Source organism: Metabacillus sp. YM-086 (assembly GCF_048059995.1).
In the GTDB taxonomy this organism is placed as follows: Bacteria; Bacillota; Bacilli; order Bacillales; family Bacillaceae; genus Metabacillus; species Metabacillus litoralis_B.
In genome coordinates this window covers 32,180-48,523 of record NZ_JBLUOI010000004.1, presented here as the reverse complement: position 1 = coordinate 48,523, position 16,344 = coordinate 32,180, and the positions used below count along the sequence as shown (strand labels likewise).

Sequence of the window (16,344 nt, the reverse complement as noted above, 5' to 3'; positions counted from 1 at the left end):
TGCTCCAATCAAACGTGTGGCTCAATTAAGCCATATTTTCCATCTTTTCTTTTATAAACAACATTTGTTTTATTTGTTTTCGCATCTGTATAAACGAAGAAACTGTGACCTAACATGTCCATTTGAAGAATGGCTTCTTCACTGTCCATTGGCTTAAGATTAAAGCGCTTCGTACGAACTACTTCATCTTGTTCGTCTACTTCCTCCTGAATGTTTTCTTCAGGCTGATAATTACTGAAAACAAACTTAGGAGCACCTTGCTCGCGAAGCTTGCGGTTTACTTTTGTTTTATGTTTACGAATTTGACGTTCTAATTTATTAACAACAAGATCAATGGCTGCGTACATGTCCTGATGATTTTCCTCGGCACGTAACACAAGATCTGTCATTGGAATGGTCACTTCAATTTTAGATTCTTTTTCATTATAGTACTTTAAGTTGATGTTCACATTGGCGTCGACAGATTCTTCAAAGTATCTCTCAAGCTTACCAATTTTCTTTTCTGCATACTCTCTTAATGCTGGAGTTATTTCAATGTTTTCCCCTCTGACGTTATATCTCATGATTGAACTCCTCCTTTTTGATAAAGCTATGTATTACTAATTCTATACTACCCTGCTTATCTCCTGCATAAACTCGAAAAAAATTTGTGAATTTTTGAAATAATTTGTAGAAGTTTGTAGGTTTGGGTAAAGTTTGTGAAGGAGACATAAATAATATATGATGTTTCTGCAATTAAAATGTAAAAAAACTCGCCAGTTGGCGAGTTTTTTAATGGGTAATGTATGGTTCCAATTGCTTTTGTATAGACTCTTTCCAGGCTAAGTACGCAGGAAACAATTGATTTTTGACAAAATCTTGATGAGTGTCTAATGATGAAAAAATCGATGACTCTTCATCTAAAGCTAAAATCACTTCATTAAATTTTTCCATCTCTTCAACAAGCTCACGTTCTTCCTGTAATACAGCATGAAGTGCCTTATGAGTAGAATCTACATGATAGAAGGCAGCTAAAATATCTTTAAAAATACGGTCTCCACCTGTTAATTCAAGGTTTGTAAAACTACTAACAACGTATTCAAAACCTTCTTCAATTGTATTTAAAAGGTTGTTATAAAAATGAATCATCTCATAATGGTTGCTTGATATGGTTAGCAATTTTTTCACCTATTTTCTTTTGTCGTAGAACATGCCATCTTTAGTTGGGATGTTTGCATATGGATTTACATATTGTTGTTGAGACTGTTTGGATTTTTTCACCTGAGTTAAATCAGTTTGTATATCTCGTTTGATGGTTAAAAACGTTTTGTTGATTTTCTCATTCCATTCCATGATTTGCTCAAACATTTTTTCGTCATTTTGTGAGAAAGGTGGTTGAACATCAGCTAATAATTGTTCTCTCTTATCAAGGATTGATGTAATCGCGTTTATTCTTTCCTCTCTCTCTTCTTTCACTAATGGTTTTGAAACCAAATCAAAAAGTTCCTTTGTTAGTGCATGAACATGTAGCATGCTAGTCACTACGCTTGTCCACCCTGACCATGTTGTTGCTGACGTGAGAATTGAACAACTTGTTTCCAAGTGTCACGAAACTCAGTCACATACCCCTCTACCTCTTTTAAAATTTCTTTATCACTCTTGGTATTGGCTTCAATGAGACGATGGTTTATATATTCATACATTACCATCATACTTTTTGAGATTTCCTGATCCATATTTAATGTGACCATTAATTCGGAAATGATTTTTTGTGCTTTAATGAGATTCGTATTCTTCTCTTCTATATTGGATGTGTCAATCGCCAGGGCTGCCTGTTTGATAAATTTAAGACATCCGTTGTATAGCATTAATGTTAATTCTCCTGGAGAGGCTGTTGAAACTGAATTTTGCTGATATGCTGCATAAGGGTTATTCATTGCCATGTAGGACACTCCTTTTTATTGCATTCCAAATTGCTGCATTAAATACATTGATTGTTGATTTGATTGTTGAATTGCCTTTTCCATTGCTGTGAACTGACGCCAGTAACGGTCTTCTATTTGCATTAATCGATCTTGAAAGCGATCAATTTGTTTGTCTACTGAAATGAGATTTTTACCAAGCACAAACTGTTGATTCGTTTGAGAAGTATTACCGGCCTTTTCTTCAATGCTTTCTATTGTGTTGTCAATTGTTGTACGAAGTCTTTTCGCTAATCCTGTGATTTCCGTTGAATCATCTGTTCCTCCACCAGCATTAAAAAGCTTATAAATTGCTGTGGGGTTTTCTTGAATTTTCTCACGCAAAACATCTTCATCAATTGTTAACTTTCCACGTTCACTATAGCTAGTAGTTGTAATGCCGATTTCAGATAGCATACTAAAACCATTTACAATTTCAGAATTGGTTACCGGCGAGTACAGGTCCACTCTCATTTTACTTAAGCTACTTGAAAGAACAGAATCATTTTTCAACAATCCGCTTTTGGCTTTTTCTTCCCAAAGCTCGATCGTTTTTTCATCCATTGCCTTTTTTTGTTCTTCCGTTAATGGTTGGTAATCCCGATATCTTTCTTCTGTTAGCTTTCCATTGATTTTCTCGATCACTTCATTATATTTGTCTACGAACTTCACAATTGTATCTAAGATACTATCAACATCTGTTGTTGAAGACACGGTGACAGCGGAGGTTGTAACCGCTTTGGCTGTATATTCAACTCCATTAATTGTAAAAGAGTTCGATGTTTTTTTCATTTCAAAACCGTTCACTTCAACAATGGCATCTTGACCGGAATTTTCTGACGATAAAACAAACTCAGTGCCGTCAGGAGTAGATGAAAAGCCAAGACTGGCCATAAAATCATTTGTTGCGCTATTAGTCATTTCAATTTTTGATCCTGCACCTGTATTTCGATTCGTAAAAACGATTGTTTCCTCATAAATATCATCAGAATAATCATCAGGTGTTCCATTATTGTTAACTAATACGTTTTCCTTCATAGCTGAAATTCCAAGGCTGGAAGAATTGATTTTTGAGATGACGTCATCGATCGTATCATCTTTTTTCAATGAAATTGTGATGACTTCTTCGATTTTTTGTGTTGGATTATTCGGATCGGTTATCATTCTTGGAGTAGATGCACCCGGTTCCGTTACCTTGAAGGTTAAATTTAGGTCACTGGTCACCTTATTAAAGTCTTTAACCACATTACCTGTTGTCTTCCAGGATTCTGATGTAGCAAGACGTTTCACATTGATCTGTGTAGAGAAATTCGCTTGTGCGTTAATCGCTTGTGCTGTAACCTTCGAATCATCTGTACTTGATACGGACTTCTTAAGAAACGTCGCTTCTCTACCAATGCTATCTTTATTAAGAAAAAGCATATCATCGAGTTCTTTTAATAATGTATTCATCGATCGATAGTCGTCTCTCTGCCATTCTAGCGTTTGCTTTTTCTGTGTTAATTTGTCCAATGGAATTCGTTCTGCTTTCATTAAATCACTTACGAGGGTATCAATGTCCATCCCACTAGCAAGTCCTCCAATACGTGTCACCATATTCAATCACCGCCTATATTTTTTTATCAAACAGAATGCCCATGAAATCTGTCATAGCCGAATAAATATCCAGAATTTTCCTTGATGGAATTTCTCTAATTACTTCATTTGTTCCATTATCAACAATCGTTACATAGTATTCTTCTAATTTTTCATGAAGCTCAAATTTAATATGAGTACTTGAAGGCTGAATAAAGTCGTTCATACTTTGCACAACTTTCTCAACCTCTTCTTTTTTAGGTGTTTGCTCTTGTATTGTTTCTTCATTAAATTCTATCTTTACTTTGTCAACAGTTTTGTTAAGTGAATCAATGATGTGAAGAGTTGACTGTGAAGAAATTTTATCAACAGACATGCACGACACTCCTCTGTTATTTGTTCTATTCTTTATATCGGATTGATGAGAGGGATGTTTAATGAAAATAGATTTTTTCTATGACATGTTGTCTCTCAAAATTTAGAGTTCAGAAAATGTAAGCTAATAACGAACAAAAGAAAAACAAGAAAGCGGCTGATTGGACTCAATCGCCTTCCTTCTAAATACTATTGGAAACCTTTCACGTCCCCAACGTAGGATTCAATCGTTTTCGCAGCTCTTCCTTCCTCAAAGAGCCACTGCTGAAATGCTTGTACCAGTTCATTCATGTGTATCTCTCCGAACGAAAAAGAGCCATAAACGCTTTATTTTGCATTCATGGCTCTCACTTTTTCACTATATCTTCAAATCTATTTCACCATTTTTAAAAATGATCTCTATTAGCCATTCCTACTCTCTGTATGAGCAGCAATAGCTCTAATCCATTCTGATCCCTGATTACCTTCAACCAGCATCGTTTCAAACAAGAGTAAATAGCCCCTACTTCGATGATCGAAGTAGAAGCTTAGATCGTTTGTTTCTTGAACACCCAGTGCTCCAAGAACAAATGTACGTTCTATAATTATAATATATACCTGAATATCTAATTATTACTGGTTATGTATTTTTGATACTTGTTTCTATGTTCGGAGGTTGTTGCAAGAAAGTGGACTTTCAGGGCGCAAGCGACTTTCCCCATTCCCCCCAAAAAGTAGAGTATTCTTTTTAGACTAATTTCAATTTATTTCCTTTTCTATCTTTCATTCTTCTAACTTGTTCACCCTCTTAACCTTTTAAGGCAAATTCATGAGGCTTTTCTACAATAAAAACCGCATAAAATCTAAGACAGTTATCTAATTGAAGCCTCAAAAGAGGAGCTGCTGCAATTAAATTCCTGTCTTTTATCATTTTAAAGAATCCATCTAGAATATTAATAGATCTTTGTATCACTGCTATTGTGCATAAATATCAACATAATAAATATTTTTCCCATCTACTGAAATCATTTTTTTATAAGATCAATATACTGATTGTGAAAGATCTCTAACCGTTTTAAATGTTTCATTAACGTATTATCCACTTATTATCTTTCCCTTCCCGAATATAAAAAGAGACCCTAGCAATACTAGAGTCCCTTTCAAATAATTTAATATTAATGAAGAAGTTGTAAAACTCCTTGTGGTTGTTGGTTAGCTTGAGCCAACATTGCTTGAGCAACTTGAGAAAGGATAGAGTTCTTAGTTTGTTCCATCATTTCTTTCGCCATGTCTACGTCACGGATTCGTGATTCAGACGCAGTTAGGTTTTCTTCAGTAGTAGCTGCTACATTTAGTGCTTTTTCAAGTCGGTTTTGCAAAGCACCGAAAGAAGAACGATACTCCGAAACGGTTTCAAGCGCCTCGTCAAATTTGGTAATGGCATCATTTGCATCCAAGTCAAGCTGCACAGAGGAAATACCAAGTGACGAGCTTCTAACATCTACAAGAGATAAATGAATGTTTTGGTTTGCGTTGGCTCCTATTTGAAATGATAGATTCGAAACAGAAACAGAACCACCCGATGTGCCACCTGGCCAAATCTCATTAAAAGAAGATAAAGGATCCGTTGTAACCGTCCCATAAGGAGTTTCATCTACGATATCTATGTTATTGTAGGTAGGGGCTAATGTACTGCTATCTGACCCTATTAAAGAACCTGTATCTGCGTTTCCAGAACGCGGCCAAAGAATGTTGTTAATATAATCAATTCCGCTTAGTGGATTTTGAAATTTTGTCATAAAGTCCGCTAAACTATTGACTCCTGTTACATTTAAAGCTGTGTTATTGGCAATAGCATCATTCAATGTTCTAGAGGTGTCAGCTGCCATATAGGAAATAATATCTCTTACACCACTACCACCGTTGTTTCTGATGATAAAATCCATAAAACGAACAGCTGCATAAGCAGCTGAATAGTGGTCGGAAGTTCCTCCCCAAGAACCATTGGATAAAAGATTAGCTAATGTTGTAGGGGTCATTCCGCTTAATGAAGCATCCAATCTTTCATCAGCACCATGCACAGCTTCTGCAAGACCCTCCATGAACCACGTTTCCATTCCAGTGGAAACATTGACACTGGCTGCCATAGCTGCATGGACCATCTCGTGAGCGATGATTCGGTCATTGGCGATCCATCCTCCTCCATCTGGATAAGAGGATCCTGTAAAATCAGCCATATCAATATGAAGTTCAAGATTCGAACCCGTTCCAGGTACCCCACTTACATGATATTGAACACTAGCCATTGTATTCCCCGCTCCATCAATCGAATCTTCCAATACAATTTTTAAGCTCTTGTTCATCCCTCCAATACCCAACACGTTCTGAACTAAATCCTCACTCGCTGACAACCAGCCCTTTTGTAGGTATTCTAAAACAAGTTGTTTATCTGCTGATAAGATTGTTGAACCGTTTGTCGCACTACTTGTATCACTACTAATATTTAGTAATTTCTTCGTATTAAACTCAGTAGTATTGGCGATCCGATCCACTTCGGTTTTAATTTCATTTACCTCGTTTTGCAAAGCTTCACGATCTTTTGATGTTAACGTATCGTTCCCGGCTTGAATGGCAAGTTCTCTTCCCCGCTGAAGAAGGCTATGGACTTCATTCAGTCCCCCTTCCGCGGTCTGAATCAAAGAGATTCCATCTTGAATATTACGTGAGGCTTGCTCTAATCCACGAATTTGCGCCCGCATTTTTTCCGAAATTGAAAGACCTGCAGCATCATCCGCAGCACGATTAATCCTTAAACCTGAAGATAACTTCTCCAAGGCTTTATTCATATTTTTATTTCGTATCTCTAGTCTACTTTCAGTGTTTAAAGCAGAAATATTGTGTCTAATTCTCACTGATAATCCCCCAAAACCACATACCTAATAAATAAAATGCTATTAACTTTGATACATCCTGTTGATTTGCAAAATATAGAAAAGATTAATAATTTATATAAAATCATAACACTACGTGTCAGATTAGAATGCTACCTAAGGTTATTATCGGTAAAATTTCACTATTTTTTAGTGTTTATTTCTAATAAACAATTTATAAAGGACTATTATTAAATAATTATATGATACTAGCAAATATTCTTTCATGGTTCTACCAATACGCCTTCTGGGTACAATTTTACCAATTAAGCAGTATTACCAAGTTTGGCGGTTAGGCTACTCGACCTTAATTTTTTTGTCCAATTAAGTGTAGCCGATTCAATGTACCTTACAACTATAGGGTGTAAAAAATGAGAGATACCTCAAAACGCACCCATTTTCTACACCCTATAATTAATTGCATACAAAAAGATTAACCCTTCTTAAATATATGATTGTAGAGATAAGATTTTAAAATTGTAGCACCATAGAGATTTCTTTCAACAGAGCTTAATTTAGAACTTTAACGTACCTGGGGACAGGCGTCTTTATTTGTAAAATTAACGAAGAAATTGTAGAACTCCTTGTGGTCTTTGATTAGCTTGAGCAACTTGAGAAAGGATAGATTTCTTAGTTTGCTCCATTATTTCTTTTCCCATGTCTACGTCACGGATATAAGATTCAAAAGATGTTAGGTTTTCAGCTGAATTCATTGTTAGAGACATTGCTTTTTCTAGTCGATCTGAAATGCACCTAGTGTAGCACGTTATCCAGAAACGGTGTGGATTGCTTGATCAAATTTCGTTATAGTAAGACCTGTTATTCAATATTACATCCACTTCCGATATCTCTAATCTATCTGTGCGAGCATCACGGTATGAATATCCATCATATCTCCTAAGAACTGCTTCAATAATTGATAGCCATCTTCAGGGCTTCGAACACAGCGATCCTTGTACAATAGGCTAGATTCTAGATTCCTTAACTAGCTTTAGACTAACGATGTTCACCCGCTTTGCAGGGTTTTTCTTCACTTCCACTTCACTTTCAAGTAGTTCCAATTGATCAACAGATTTCATTATATACTGATTAATGATTTCTCCTCCTAAAATAGAAATAGCCCCTACTCCGATGATCGAAGTAGAGGCTTAGATCGTTTGTTTCTTGAATATTAAGCGCTCTCACAACAAACGTACGTTCTATAATTATAATATATATCTGAATATCTAGTTATTACTTTATGTATCTTTGCTACTTGAGTTTCTATGTACCTAAGTTGTTGTATTTAGGTGGACTTTCGGGGCACCGTCCACTTTCCCCATTTGCCCAAAAAGAAAAAGAGAAACCTCAACTGTTACTCCTATGGTTTTCTTATCCTTTTAGATCAATGTTACCACCTAGTTGTGGCTGAGCTACACGTTGTATTACCGATGCATCAGTTGTACTCATCAACTTCTGAAGTGCATCCCCTTGCTGTTTTCCATCTCCCATTGCCATTTTCATTACTGACATAGAAGCTTGTTGTTGTACTTGTCCTTGACTAAGTGCCATTGACATTATCGCTATATCCATGAAAGACACATCCTTTTTTCTAATGGACTACAGATTGTAACTGCTTTTCTAAGGAATGGACTTCGCTTTTCAATTCTTTCATTTGACCATTCAACTGCTCAATTTCTAGCGGGGTAAGTTCATGATCAAGAGCGTAGTGGGCTATCTTTTTCATTTCATGTAGCTTCATTTCTATCTCTTCTAAGATGCGATTTTGTTCCTTACACCACTCATACTGTGATCAAGAAACAGTTTACGCTCCTGTTGTTCTTTATCCATTAGTTCCTCCTATCAACAACCTAGACCTATATGAACTGATCCCGATTATTCATTCTAGGAACTTAAAAACAAAGCTATAAGTTGTATCGTTACACCTATAAGTAAACAAAAAAACCCTATTTTTGTATTAAATGCCCTTTGCATCATATCACGAAGTAGAAAATTAACATCAGGGTCCTTAGATACCATCCGATTTCCCATCGACCCTCTTAAAATTTTGAAAATCTTCTTCTCATTATTGAATAAATCACCCTTGGCAATTACAAAAACTCCTATTAATTCCACTACTATTCCTATTAAACTTAGGATTTTTATTATACTCATCATAAGCCTCTCTAACAAAGAATAAAGAGGATTGGAAAATCCCAATCCCCTTTTTGGTAATCTAAAATTAACGAAGAAGTTGTAGAACTCCTTGTGGCTGTTGGTTAGCTTGAGCAAGCATCGCTTGAGCAGCTTGAGAAAGAATTGAGTTCTTCGTTTGATTCATCATTTCTTTTGCCATGTCTACGTCACGGATACGAGATTCCGCAGCTGTTAAGTTCTCAGAAGATGTACCTAAGTTGTTGATTGTGTGCTCTAATCGGTTTTGGTAAGCACCTAACTTAGAACGCTCCCCAGATACTTGTTTAATAGCATCATCAATAGTAGTAATTGCTGCTTTAGCACTAGCTGTGCTAGTAACATCAATATTATCTACACTTAATGCAGAAGCTCTCATGTCACTAATAGAGACATTCATATCTTGGTTTTCGTTTGCACCGATTTGGAAACTTACAATATTAGACGCATCAACTACAGCATTGAATTGGAAATCTGAATCATCTCCACCACCATCTGCATCTAGATTAATTTTAGACCCATCTAATTTAATTACCAGACCTTCAGAAGCACCACTTGTAGCAGTTAATGTATTTCCGTCTGCAACTGCAGCTGTTCCATTAATTGTTGCTACTGCATCAGTACCGGCTGATGATAAAACAGTTCCTGTAGAAGCTGCAGCTTGTAAACCTAAATCCTCTAATAAAGCCTCTGCTCCACTTACACTAATTGTTGCATCTGATCCATACGCAGTTGTTGTAAGTTGAAGCCCTCCACTAGTTGACCCTACAGCAGCAGTTATACCAGTTTGACTTGATACATTGTTAAGTTTATCAATTACATCTTGATAAGTATCCGTAGATGCAACATTAATTTTCACTCCATTTACTGTTAAGTCACCTGTTTGGGCAACTGTAGCCGTTGGAGCAGCTGCACCTGCACCATTAAGGTCTTGTGCATCTCCTAGAGTTGCTTGAGTAGCTGTTTTAGAAACAACTACAGAGTAAACACCTGATTGTGTATCTGCACCAGCAGTCATGCTAGAAATTGCAGCATTTAAATCGGTACTAGAAATTGCAGCATTAGCACCCGTTCCGTTATATGCAACTCCATTTATTGTAATATCTTGACCAATTGCATTATTGTAAACACCAGATTGTCCACTTGCTGATACTCCAGCTTGACCGTTAAGTAATTTCTTCGTGTTGAACTCTGTTGTGTTACCGATACGGTCAATTTCGTCAACAAGTTGATCTATCTCTTTTTGAATTTCTGCACGATCATCTCCTGTGTTAGTATCGTTTGACGCTTGTACAGATAGTTCACGCATACGTTGAAGGATAGAGTGTGTTTCGTTTAACGCACCTTCAGCTGTTTGGATTAAAGAGATACCATCTTGTGAATTTTTAGCAGCCATGTCTAAACCACGAATCTGCCCACGCATTTTTTCAGAGATTGCTAGACCTGCAGCATCATCTCCAGCACGGTTAATACGAAGACCTGAAGATAATTTTTCCATTGATTTTGATTGTCCTGCAGCTGCACTGTTTAACTGACGAAAAGTGACGACTGAAAATCAAAATTCTTCCTAATCGAAAATCCATGTCACTCAAGGAACTCAACATTGTGCTGCTGAACCATTAAGAGAAAAAAATATAATGGAAAGAACTCGTTCCAAAACATTAGGAGAAAAAAATATAATGGAAAGAACTCGTTCCAAAACATTAGGAGAAAAAAATATAATGGAAGAGTAGAAAACAGCTGTTCATTAGAAAAACCTTAGAACCAAATTGCCATCTCTTCCATTAGAAATCCATTTGCTAGCCATTTTGTTGCAACAATGTCTCAGCTTCACGATCATACGAAGATAGTGTGTAAACAATAATCCCTATTGTTTATATTCAAAGCCATAAATCTCTCTTAAAGATTTCCTATGTTCTAAAAACATCTGATAGATATCTCTTTTTGAACCAGAAAGATAGTAAAATCTCTCGTTAAAACTTAAAGGAATATCTTCGTAAGAAGTTTCCAGCTGTATTAACTGCATATAATCATAAACTATTTTTCCAATATCATCATATAATTCTTGTTCTTCAACAGTCTTTTCTTCATTTTTATAATTTAATCCATACTCTTCTATATAGTCTAACACTCTGTTAACATTTTCTTCATCTAATCTTTCTGACGTATTAACAAAGAGAAACTCTTCGTTAATTAAATTTAATAATTCTTGGGAATCACTATATATTTGATTTGAAATTTCAGTACTTTCATTTGAGGAAAAACTATTGAATAAAAAACCTAAAAAAAATAAAAATGCAACAATAGAAAAGCCTAATATTAAAATTAATTTAAAGAAAGATTTTAAACATCCCACTATGCTCACCTATTTACTCTAATTCTTCACTATATCTGTTTTTGCTTAATAGTCATGCCAATAATCCCAGAAACAACCAACGGTACAGTAGCAATTAAACCTAAGTTTTGAAATTGGCCAAAGATTATAAAACCTCCTATAATCATCAACCAACCACCCAATTTAGGTTTGAACTTTATAATAATGAAACCAATCGTTGCTAATCCACTATATAATATTGAAGTTATACCTGTATCTTGTGCCGCTGATAAACTATTTGCCTCTCCCATAGCTAACGCAATTAAAGACAATCCAATTCCCATAGAACATCCCAAAAGGCCAAGTAGTACTACTAATACTCTTCTCATTTCCCCACCTCCATTTTAGTGCTTTTTTCATAGTTATATATTATCAGATTTAATGAGGCTTGTAATCAAAGCATAGAAGATTACGTTGAAAAATAATATTAAAGTATTCACTGTCAACTTGCTAATAGAAAAATCATTTCAACTATTAGGAAAGCAAAAGAAAAAAAATGGAAGAGTGAACAAACAGCTGTTCATTAGAAATACCTTAGAACCTGTTTACCATCTCTCCCATTAGAAATCCATTTGCTAAGCATTATTCTGCAACAATGTCTCGACCTCACGGGCATACCCGTACTTCTGAAAAAATTCGATCAATGCTACCTCGAAAATCTCCCGCTGGTTGATGTTCTTTTCCTTGCTAAAGTCCCGAACCATTTGATCTAATGTGTTGGTCATGTGGACCGATTTTGTCACAAATAAGCCTTGTAGTGTGAAGCGGGGTATCTGCCCTGCCGCTACTGACGTTCCTAACAGACTTTGCAAGCCATCCTTGTTTGACGATAGCCATTCTAGTAATGGCAGAAATTGATCGAAACCACCACTTCTGATCTGTGCAAATTGCTCCTGCGCCCCGTTAGTACCGACATTGGAATCACCCTCATCAACTTCAGATGCTGGCGGGGAAGTAGAAATATAATTCCCCGCTACTTGTGACCACTCAAATCCCTTTGACTTCATGTAACTAGCCATTTCCAAATGGTTTTCGAAGCCAATCTTGAGTGCGACTTCTTTTGGATTAGCCCCATCCTTGTTTAGTTCCATGACCACTCTTCTGACTCTGTCTGTTGGAAAGTTTACCATGGTCTCCAACTGATTTTTGAGTGCATCCGCAGGGATATACGTTCCTTTCAGCTTATCCCAAACAAAGTTCTTGCGATTCATAAAACTATCCATTGAACGATAGGTTGAGTAACGGAATTGCTCCGCTACTTCCTCTCTAGAAAACCCTTCGCCTAACAAGTGGATTATTTTCTTGACCTTGTCATCATAAATAGGTTGTAATGCTTCCACTTTTGCCATGTATAACTCCTCCCCTATAATGTATTGACAGCATCCTTCAAATCATCAATGTGACTATGAACATAAATACTTGTTGTTTTGAGGCTGCTGTGTCCTAACAACTTTGAAATCTTGACTAAGTGAACATTGTTTTTGACTAATTTGGAAGCAAAGGAATGACGAAGGATATGTGCAGTCACTTTCTTTTTCCATCCCAATTTCTTTGTCGTCTCACGAAAGACTCTCGCAACACTTGTTGTTGACAATGTTCCTGAGATTCTTGTCGCAAAGAAATAATCAGATTCTACTCGCCAATTAGCCTTGTAATCTAGTAAAAGTTCTTTTAGCTTAGGATTGATTGGAATGACACGATCCTTGTTACCTTTCCCATGCTTGACATAAATAAGATTTTCCTCCAAGTTAATATCATCTACCTGAAGATTAAGGCATTCTGAGATCCGTAAACCAGTGTAATAAAGCGTTTGTGCGACTAACCAAATCAGATCATGATCAATTGCATCCACAAATTGGTTGACCTCATTCTCTGAAAGGAAATGGCGTTCTTTTTGCTGACACTTGATCGGCTCTAATTTAGCTGTCACATTCTTGTCGCACCATTCGCTTTTGTAAGCGTAGCTAAAGAAGGATCGCATACTTCCTAACACTCGCTTTCTACTAATCGGTTGATAGCCCTTGACCTCCTTCAGATAAAAGAGATAATCCTCCACATCCTTTTGAGTGATATCCTCTAAGTAAATTGGGCCATTGTACTTCTCTTGGAGATAACGATTCAGTAGTGTTAGATCTTCAAAATAAGCTTGGATGGTCACTGGACTCCGCTCAATGTTCGCTTGGTACTTTCCAAACTTCCCAATAGATTCGGTAAATAACATATAAATAATCTCCTTTCTAATAGCTTCAAGAAAATAATATATAAATATAAATGGAGTTACTTCATTTTTTGTGGTCGGGACCTATTTTTACCCCCAAAGTACCGTCAGTGACGTCAGAACCAACATTAGACGGTACGGACAGAACTGACGGCAAAAAAGGGGCAAGTTAGAGTCTGGGACAAACATCTCTCCCCTCTAACCTAAATGCTCTAATTCTTCCTCAAAATCATCGTCATCATCAAGGGGTCGGTGTAAAGCTTTTTTACCTGTACTTCCTTCATCTTTAACCTCAACTATTTTTTCTAATGTAATTTTCTTGAAGTCTCCTGCATGGCGAATGTCATAATAGATACCAATTTCTTCTAAGTTAGACTTCACCTCTTTCAGACGTTTACTAAGAACATTGGCATCTTTCGCCCATGTTTTGACTCTAGTGTTGATACGTTCTCTCTCTGCGGTTCTCTCTAATTCTTTTAGAAGTGAGGACACACTGCCAGACCAATTGGTTGTATTTTTCAGCAGTGCAATCACTGCAGCTGCTACTGGATGAGAGGCGAGTGCTTCCTCGTTTGCTGTATCTTGGTTGCTTAGGTAAGATCTAAGGAACTCATCCCCTCCTAAACCTAGTACTTCTGCAATGGCATAACCCCAATATGTGAAATCTGCCATTCTCCCAACCTCTTCTATCTCTGTTTCATCGTACTGTGGAATAGCTGCTGAAATGGCATTAAAGATCGCACCTAAGAACTTAGGTAAATCTGCTTCAAATGACTTCCAAATCGTTCTTTCGGACTGTCTTTCTGATTTAGGTATTCTTTCTAACTCTAAAACGATGGAGCGGTCAAGTAAATCAGGTCTTGTTGCAACGATGTTAATTCCATTTAAGGAGACACTTCTCTTGAATCTAAGAATGGTTTCATCACTGTCTGTGTATAGAGTTCTCTTCGTAAAAGCTCCACCAGTCGCAGCCATACAAAGCATGTCACTCTTCTCGGCAGATAAGGTGTCTAAGTTGTCAAAGCAAGGCATATAGTTGTTGGAAAGGACAATTGCTAAATCAGATTTTGAGGTTGGCATGGACAAGAGATCCTGCATGGCTGGATCGACAATCCGTTTGACCATTCTCATCGTTGTGGACTTAGCGGCTCCCTTTTCACCAAAGAGTACTAGAATGACATGAGCAATCTGTGGTAAGAAGCAACTCACTAAGTAGGTCGTAAAAAGAACCGTGTCAGACTGTTTCTTAAATCGAAAATGCTTTTTTACTAAGTTTATTAGCTGGTTAGGATGCACAGTAAGGTCAGGCTCTACCTGTTCTTTCATGTTCCGATTCCGTGTAAAGAGAATAGGAGGATTTTCCTCTATCCAGCATCCTTCCTCGTTGATCTTCACGACTCGCCAATCGGAATTACAAAGATCGTAGTAGAAACTCCCATCTTCTTCTGCAATTCTCTTTTGGAGTGTCCGTTCATTTTCCGAAAAAATTTCTTTCATCTCTAGCACCTTTAACGCTTGGCTAATGGCATCACTGCCAGGAGCTGAATTCGTATGCTCAAAATACATTTTTGTTAGGTACAGCTTAAATTTTTGACTTTTCATCTCCATGACTTCCCAATGTCCATTCATTTGAATGGCTACAAAAGGATCTTCAATGTCATTCTTAAAATACTGGAAGTTTTCTGCTAGTTTGATGATAATGTCTGATTGTTTCTCTTCTTCTCCGACAGTACTGACATCATCCTCCTGTACCAATTCACGCAAAGACTTCCAGTTCTCTTCACTACAACTGTTATGATGGCAACCTGCAGCAATGCCGCCACTGTCGTATTGAATAATGTAGGCAGAGTTATCTGTATGGTCACTGTTCCATGGGCACGTAGCAAGAATATACTTAGTCGCATTTCCACTGTAAGGGGCTTTATAAGCAAGATCTAAGTCATGCTTTTGAATGAACTGATCTACATCTATCGTTTTTCCTTTAGCTGTTTTCTTTGATGTTGCTTCTACTTTCGGCTTCTTGGCGGCTACGTTTTTGATCTGCTTTATACTTGTCTGATTCATTGGCTCAGGCACTTTAATGATCTTAGACCAACGATGTGGACGATCTGTTGTGTCATCACCTTTGCAAGCTTTTGTTCCGTAGAATTTCACAATCCTAGATGGATTGTAAGTCGTCACATCGACTTGAGCTTTGTCCGTTGAGTAGAGAAAGTCCAATGCAGCCAAGAAGGCTTTGATGGCATCAACATTTTCTTTTGTGTTATCTAGATCAATAGGTAGAAGCATATGATAGCCATTTCCGCTGTCTGCAGCAATGGGTTCCGGAAAGCCTTCTTCCATGAGATCTTTTCTAATCCCTTTCATCACGTCCAGAGCGGCTTTTTTTTCATTCTTTGAGGAAGAAATACCACTAGCTCTGACTGGATCGATGTCAATTAGTACATAGCTTATTCTTTCAATATCTCCATCTGTACTCGTTGTTTTCGCATAAATTTGTAAGCGATTGTTACATCTTGCTAGCAGTTCCTTTTTTACTGGATTCAATGTGATATAAATGTCATGCTTTCCGATGTATTTCTGCACGCTTTGCACTAGTGTATCGTAATCATCAAAGTATCCAGAGATCGTTCCTTTGTCTGTTTTAAGGATTCGAACCTCCATTACTTCATTGGACTTTTTCAATGTTTCTAATGTAGTAAGTAGTTGAGATTGCATGATTTCATGGTTCATTATGGTTTCTCCTCCTGTTATTTAGTAACTCCATGTAGACGAGTTGGT

At 36.9% G+C, this 16,344-nt stretch carries 17 protein-coding genes and 1 pseudogene; all 18 read right to left on the bottom strand.

Annotated features, from left to right (window positions below):
- Nucleotides 1-8: 8 nt before the first annotated feature.
- The 18 genes and pseudogenes from hpf to ACEWK1_RS02860 all read right to left on the bottom strand — a co-directional run bounded on the left by hpf (nucleotide 9) and on the right by ACEWK1_RS02860 (nucleotide 16,296).
- Nucleotides 9-563, bottom strand: a complete 555-nt coding sequence (hpf, locus tag ACEWK1_RS02945) for a ribosome hibernation-promoting factor, HPF/YfiA family (protein ID WP_416635730.1) — start codon at nucleotides 561-563, stop codon at nucleotides 9-11.
- A gap of 208 nt (nucleotides 564-771) precedes the next feature.
- Complete coding sequence (locus ACEWK1_RS02940) at nucleotides 772-1,158, bottom strand: hypothetical protein (RefSeq protein WP_416635729.1); 387 nt, start codon at nucleotides 1,156-1,158, stop codon at nucleotides 772-774.
- Nucleotides 1,159-1,167: 9 nt separating this feature from the next.
- Entirely contained in the window at nucleotides 1,168-1,521 is a 354-nt protein-coding gene (locus tag ACEWK1_RS02935; RefSeq protein ID WP_416635728.1) for a flagellar protein FliT, read from the bottom strand.
- Nucleotides 1,521-1,922, bottom strand: coding sequence for a flagellar export chaperone FliS (gene fliS, locus ACEWK1_RS02930; protein ID WP_416635727.1), 402 nt, complete (start codon nucleotides 1,920-1,922; stop codon nucleotides 1,521-1,523). The genes ACEWK1_RS02935 and fliS overlap by 1 nt, the downstream gene beginning before the upstream one ends.
- Before the next feature lie 15 nt (nucleotides 1,923-1,937).
- Nucleotides 1,938-3,536, bottom strand: a complete 1,599-nt coding sequence (locus ACEWK1_RS02925; protein ID WP_416635726.1) for a flagellar hook-associated protein 2 — start codon at nucleotides 3,534-3,536, stop codon at nucleotides 1,938-1,940.
- Nucleotides 3,537-3,549: 13 nt separating this feature from the next.
- Entirely contained in the window at nucleotides 3,550-3,891 is a 342-nt protein-coding gene (gene flaG / locus ACEWK1_RS02920; protein WP_416635725.1) for a flagellar protein FlaG, read from the bottom strand.
- 1,153 nt (nucleotides 3,892-5,044) lie between these two features.
- Nucleotides 5,045-6,781, bottom strand: a complete 1,737-nt coding sequence (locus tag ACEWK1_RS02915; RefSeq protein ID WP_416635724.1) for a flagellinolysin — start codon at nucleotides 6,779-6,781, stop codon at nucleotides 5,045-5,047.
- A gap of 578 nt (nucleotides 6,782-7,359) precedes the next feature.
- On the bottom strand, nucleotides 7,360-7,524 hold the full coding sequence (locus tag ACEWK1_RS02910) for a flagellin (RefSeq protein ID WP_416635723.1): 165 nt from the start codon (nucleotides 7,522-7,524) through the stop codon (nucleotides 7,360-7,362).
- A 167-nt stretch (nucleotides 7,525-7,691) separates the two neighbouring features.
- A pseudogene (locus ACEWK1_RS02905) lies at nucleotides 7,692-7,878 on the bottom strand (DNA repair protein RadC); the annotation flags it as partial.
- A gap of 292 nt (nucleotides 7,879-8,170) precedes the next feature.
- A complete protein-coding gene (locus ACEWK1_RS02900; RefSeq protein ID WP_416635722.1) occupies nucleotides 8,171-8,371 on the bottom strand; it encodes a YjfB family protein in 201 nt (66 codons plus the stop codon).
- 19 nt (nucleotides 8,372-8,390) lie between these two features.
- Nucleotides 8,391-8,540 (bottom strand): hypothetical protein, encoded by a 150-nt coding sequence (locus tag ACEWK1_RS02895; protein WP_416635721.1) that lies wholly within the window; start codon nucleotides 8,538-8,540, stop codon nucleotides 8,391-8,393.
- 143 nt (nucleotides 8,541-8,683) lie between these two features.
- Nucleotides 8,684-8,953, bottom strand: coding sequence for a hypothetical protein (locus tag ACEWK1_RS02890; RefSeq protein ID WP_416635720.1), 270 nt, complete (start codon nucleotides 8,951-8,953; stop codon nucleotides 8,684-8,686).
- A gap of 67 nt (nucleotides 8,954-9,020) precedes the next feature.
- Nucleotides 9,021-10,469 carry a flagellin gene (locus ACEWK1_RS02885; RefSeq protein ID WP_416635719.1) on the bottom strand — a complete coding sequence of 483 codons (1,449 nt, stop codon included), beginning with the start codon at nucleotides 10,467-10,469 and terminating at the stop codon, nucleotides 9,021-9,023.
- Between the two features lie 369 nt (nucleotides 10,470-10,838).
- Nucleotides 10,839-11,327 (bottom strand): hypothetical protein, encoded by a 489-nt coding sequence (locus ACEWK1_RS02880; protein WP_416635718.1) that lies wholly within the window; start codon nucleotides 11,325-11,327, stop codon nucleotides 10,839-10,841.
- 29 nt (nucleotides 11,328-11,356) lie between these two features.
- Nucleotides 11,357-11,674 carry a hypothetical protein gene (locus ACEWK1_RS02875; protein WP_416635717.1) on the bottom strand — a complete coding sequence of 106 codons (318 nt, stop codon included), beginning with the start codon at nucleotides 11,672-11,674 and terminating at the stop codon, nucleotides 11,357-11,359.
- A gap of 246 nt (nucleotides 11,675-11,920) precedes the next feature.
- Nucleotides 11,921-12,694: a hypothetical protein gene (locus tag ACEWK1_RS02870; protein WP_416635716.1), complete on the bottom strand. Its 774-nt coding sequence runs from the start codon at nucleotides 12,692-12,694 to the stop codon at nucleotides 11,921-11,923.
- A 14-nt stretch (nucleotides 12,695-12,708) separates the two neighbouring features.
- Nucleotides 12,709-13,566 (bottom strand): tyrosine-type recombinase/integrase, encoded by an 858-nt coding sequence (locus ACEWK1_RS02865; protein ID WP_416635715.1) that lies wholly within the window; start codon nucleotides 13,564-13,566, stop codon nucleotides 12,709-12,711.
- Between the two features lie 195 nt (nucleotides 13,567-13,761).
- Complete coding sequence (locus tag ACEWK1_RS02860; RefSeq protein ID WP_416635714.1) at nucleotides 13,762-16,296, bottom strand: hypothetical protein; 2,535 nt, start codon at nucleotides 16,294-16,296, stop codon at nucleotides 13,762-13,764.
- Nucleotides 16,297-16,344: the final 48 nt, after the last annotated feature.

What these genes read in the sequence shown, in the direction of transcription:
- ACEWK1_RS02870 (WP_416635716.1), bottom strand. Translation starts at nt 12,694, where the DNA reads ATGGCAAAAGTGGAAGCATTACAACCTATTTATGATGACAAGGTCAAG.
- ACEWK1_RS02900 (WP_416635722.1), bottom strand. Translation starts at nt 8,371, where the DNA reads ATGGATATAGCGATAATGTCAATGGCACTTAGTCAAGGACAAGTACAA.
- ACEWK1_RS02865 (WP_416635715.1), bottom strand. Translation starts at nt 13,566, where the DNA reads ATGTTATTTACCGAATCTATTGGGAAGTTTGGAAAGTACCAAGCGAAC.
- flaG (WP_416635725.1), bottom strand. Translation starts at nt 3,891, where the DNA reads ATGTCTGTTGATAAAATTTCTTCACAGTCAACTCTTCACATCATTGAT.
- ACEWK1_RS02860 (WP_416635714.1), bottom strand. Translation starts at nt 16,296, where the DNA reads ATGAACCATGAAATCATGCAATCTCAACTACTTACTACATTAGAAACA.
- hpf (WP_416635730.1), bottom strand. Translation starts at nt 563, where the DNA reads ATGAGATATAACGTCAGAGGGGAAAACATTGAAATAACTCCAGCATTA.
- ACEWK1_RS02910 (WP_416635723.1), bottom strand. Translation starts at nt 7,524, where the DNA reads ATGTCTCTAACAATGAATTCAGCTGAAAACCTAACATCTTTTGAATCT.
- ACEWK1_RS02890 (WP_416635720.1), bottom strand. Translation starts at nt 8,953, where the DNA reads ATGAGTATAATAAAAATCCTAAGTTTAATAGGAATAGTAGTGGAATTA.
- ACEWK1_RS02895 (WP_416635721.1), bottom strand. Translation starts at nt 8,540, where the DNA reads ATGAAGCTACATGAAATGAAAAAGATAGCCCACTACGCTCTTGATCAT.
- fliS (WP_416635727.1), bottom strand. Translation starts at nt 1,922, where the DNA reads ATGGCAATGAATAACCCTTATGCAGCATATCAGCAAAATTCAGTTTCA.
- ACEWK1_RS02885 (WP_416635719.1), bottom strand. Translation starts at nt 10,469, where the DNA reads ATGGAAAAATTATCTTCAGGTCTTCGTATTAACCGTGCTGGAGATGAT.
- ACEWK1_RS02925 (WP_416635726.1), bottom strand. Translation starts at nt 3,536, where the DNA reads ATGGTGACACGTATTGGAGGACTTGCTAGTGGGATGGACATTGATACC.
- ACEWK1_RS02875 (WP_416635717.1), bottom strand. Translation starts at nt 11,674, where the DNA reads ATGAGAAGAGTATTAGTAGTACTACTTGGCCTTTTGGGATGTTCTATG.